We start from the raw sequence: 3,180 nt of genomic DNA, 5'->3' as shown, positions 1-3,180 counted from the left end.
TGACGCACGGGGTTATTAACCACCACTGCTTAAGTCGGTCTCACATAGAGCTGTCATTGCAAAATTCGGGGTGTTGCAGTAAAGTCGTTAGCTAGGGAATTTATTTTCTGTCGAAAAAGGGGGAATGGCATACAACGTTCAGGTATTGCCGAAGTGCAGGGAATAGCAATCCGTCCGCCCCGGCTAACTGCTTCTGAATAAAGATAAAAAAGTTGATGATAAGAACTAAAGCTAAATTACTAACGTCAAGCTGGATATGAAGCTAAATTGAAAAATAAAAGTTGAAACACAGCTTTCATCAGCCTGCATTTTGGCAATACTCATGTTGGCGGTATGTGGCTCGTCTTACAATGTTTTTAGTCTTTCAATTTCTGTTTTGATTTTATCATAAACATCCTTGTTCATGATTTTTTCATCCACACTATAAATAATAAAGACTTGTCCACCATATTTATGTTGAAAGTCTCCGAAACTGTTTTGCATTCTTGCAGATACGTCATAGTTACCAAGATTTGCATTTACAGTTACTGGTTTTATTTGAAGACCAAAAGCTTTGTCACCTACTTTTCCAATAAAATCTATATCACCTGCATGGTCCAATTCTGGGTCGCTTTCTTCAAATTGCACATCCTTAAATACTTTAGCAAGATTGTCAAAAACCACAGATTTTTCTGTCAAATAACCATCATAGGTTCTATAAATAGTAAGTTGATAAATATACTCAATGCAATCTTCTAAAGTAAGAGTTCGGATAGCTTCCGTTATTTGTGGTATAACTGTTTCTTTGAGTTTTGAGTATAATCGTTCACCAAGTTCAGTTAAAATCTCTTTAGTTACCTTAACTGGTTGCTTTGTGTTAGTAGCTGCGTTTTCAAAATACCAAGTATGCCATTCTTCAAATGATTTGGGTTGACATTGTCTGATTAAAGACATAACCTCGCCAACTTTTGTCGTCTTTGTTAAACCCCATCTTCTGTTAGTGTAATTAAGTAAGAATTCTTTAGAACCGAAATCTTTTGCATACTTTTTAAATTCAGGCATTTGCTTCGTTGTATAGAGTTATAAATTTTTCTTTGTATTTGAATTCAGTTTTGTTATCAACTTGAACCAAGCCGTTTTTGATTAAATGAGCATTAAGGAAAGTTTTGTTTTCAAGATAGAGATAACACATCAAATTATTTTCATTGTCATACTTTACATTGTCATATTTAAGAAAAACTCGTTTCCCTTTTGTTTTGTCAATCAAGAATGAGGTCGCTTTTCCATTAATGACTGGGTCTTCCTTTATGCCAATTAGTTTTACGGTTAAATCATTACTTAACCTGATTTTTTCAGGGCTGATAACTTCTTTTACTGTGTAAAGCTCTTCTCGTTGTGTTGAGCTGTCTTTGTCAATACGGCTTCCAAACTGTAATTTCTTTACATCAATTTTTTTATCAAGTGTATGTGGGTCTTTAAAAATGTAGGGTTGTTTCAGAATTTCATTTTCAAAGTTTGTTTTAACAGGTTGTTGCTTCAGGAACTCATAAGTTGTGCCACTTAGGTCTTGTTGCTTAACTTCTAATTTGTCTTTGATAAATGGGATAAATTCAGAATTGATTTCATAACCAACTGAGCTTCTATCAAGATTTTTCGCAGCTAAAGCAGTAGTACCACTTCCGGCAAAAGGGTCAAGAACTGTTTCGCCAACAAACGAAAACATTTTTATTAATCGTTTGGGCAATTCTTCTGGAAACATTGCGATGTGATTATTTTGTCTTGCTCCAGCAAAATTCCAATGCCCTGCGAAGTAAGTGTTCCATTCTTCAGCGGTCATTTTAGAAAGTTCTTTTTGTTCTTTTGTAGGCTTAGGTGCGTCACCCAATTTTTTGAAAACAAGAATAAATTCATAATCTAATTTCAAAATCCCGTTTCTTGGATATGGGTAAGAACCCATTTGAACACCACCACCTGTTGTATTGGATGTTGTAACTTTTTGCCAGATGATTGCTCCCATATAGTCAAACCCAATGTTCTCACAGAATTTTATAATTTCTTCTCGTATTGGAATGACTTTATAACGTCCGTAATAAACTGCTCGGGCAAACTGGTCACCAATATTTACACACAACCTGCAACCGTTATGAAGAGTGCGGTAGCACTCTTTCCAAACTAAGTTTAGGTTGTTGATGTAATTCTCATAACTGTCATGAAACCCGATTTGATTATCTGTTCCATAGTCCTTGAGTTGCCAATAAGGAGGCGAAGTAATAGCAAGATGAACCGAATTGTCAGGCAGTTCGGTCATTTGTCGGCTGTCGCCATTTACAATTTTATGATGAGTCTTCAATTGCTAAAATATTTGGGCAAATCTAAGTAAAAAGTCAGACCAATGAGCAGTGAAATGTCCACAAAAAGCTATGTCTGATGAAGTTTGAACTGTCGCCAATGCCATTCTGACTAACGTAAGACATAGTTGTTAAAAATTAGTAGTTACTATTCCCAAGTCTTCGCTAGTTATTTCAAATTTACCGATTTGCTTTTTCATTTTTTTGATTAGCCCCATTTTTCTTTTCTGATCTAAGAATAGATATTGAGTGGGTGGATTGTAAGGTTGCTTTTTTACGATCATATTCCAGATGATTACTGCCAGTTTTCTGGCAGTGGCACTCACCGCTGCGGTTCTTCCTTTGCGGTACAATACTTTTCTAAAAAAATCAGCCAGGTGCGTGTTCTTCAAATTACCAATTGCATTGGCTGCATTTCGCAAAGCTATTTTTAAACGATTACTGCCTTTGGGTACTTTATTGCTTATGATTTTTCCACCTGTTTTCTTATTTGAAATAGTTAAAACTTAATCTGACAGTTGGGTTAAATTGCAAATGAAATAACAAACAATTTAACCACTTTAAAAACTGTCAGAAATGAATGTAGAATCAAAGTTAATCCAAAGCAAATTAGGATTACTCAAATTAGCAGAAAAATTAGGTAACGTATCAGAGGCTTGCCGTGTTTATGGTTACAGCCGGGATAGCTTTTACCGGATCAAAGAACTCTATGATACAGGTGGCCCTATTGCATTAAAGGAAATTAGTCGTAAGAAACCAATTCCGCAAAACAGAATTGAGCCGGAAATTGAGAAGGCTGTTGTAGAAATGGCTTTTGAAAATCCTGCTTTGGGTCAGTTGCGTGTATCCAACG

4 protein-coding genes are annotated in these 3,180 nt (G+C 35.6%); 1 reads left to right on the top strand and 3 read right to left on the bottom strand.

The window, feature by feature from the left end; genetic code table 11:
• Positions 1–345: 345 nt before the first annotated feature.
• The 3 genes from A0F92_RS01160 to A0F92_RS15425 all read right to left on the bottom strand — a co-directional run bounded on the left by A0F92_RS01160 (position 346) and on the right by A0F92_RS15425 (position 2,719).
• Positions 346–1,041, bottom strand: a complete 696-nt coding sequence (locus A0F92_RS01160) for an MjaI family restriction endonuclease (RefSeq protein WP_068240846.1) — start codon at positions 1,039–1,041, stop codon at positions 346–348.
• Complete coding sequence (locus tag A0F92_RS01155) at positions 1,034–2,329, bottom strand: DNA methyltransferase (RefSeq protein ID WP_253810025.1); 1,296 nt, start codon at positions 2,327–2,329, stop codon at positions 1,034–1,036. Before A0F92_RS01155 ends, A0F92_RS01160 begins: the two co-directional genes overlap by 8 nt.
• 129 nt (positions 2,330–2,458) lie before the next feature.
• Positions 2,459–2,719 carry a hypothetical protein gene (locus tag A0F92_RS15425; protein ID WP_167516706.1) on the bottom strand — a complete coding sequence of 87 codons (261 nt, stop codon included), beginning with the start codon at positions 2,717–2,719 and terminating at the stop codon, positions 2,459–2,461.
• 184 nt (positions 2,720–2,903) lie between these two features.
• On the opposite strand from A0F92_RS15425, the gene A0F92_RS01145 reads away from it, so the two are divergent.
• The coding region (locus A0F92_RS01145) for a helix-turn-helix domain-containing protein (protein ID WP_167516643.1) at positions 2,904–3,180 on the top strand (277 nt) is incomplete at its 3' end.

The organism is Hydrotalea flava (genome assembly GCF_001623405.1).
GTDB lineage: Bacteria > Bacteroidota > Bacteroidia > Chitinophagales > Chitinophagaceae > Hydrotalea > Hydrotalea flava.
The sequence above is the reverse complement of the archived record's forward strand: the minus strand, read 5'-3'. Positions and strand labels throughout refer to the sequence as shown.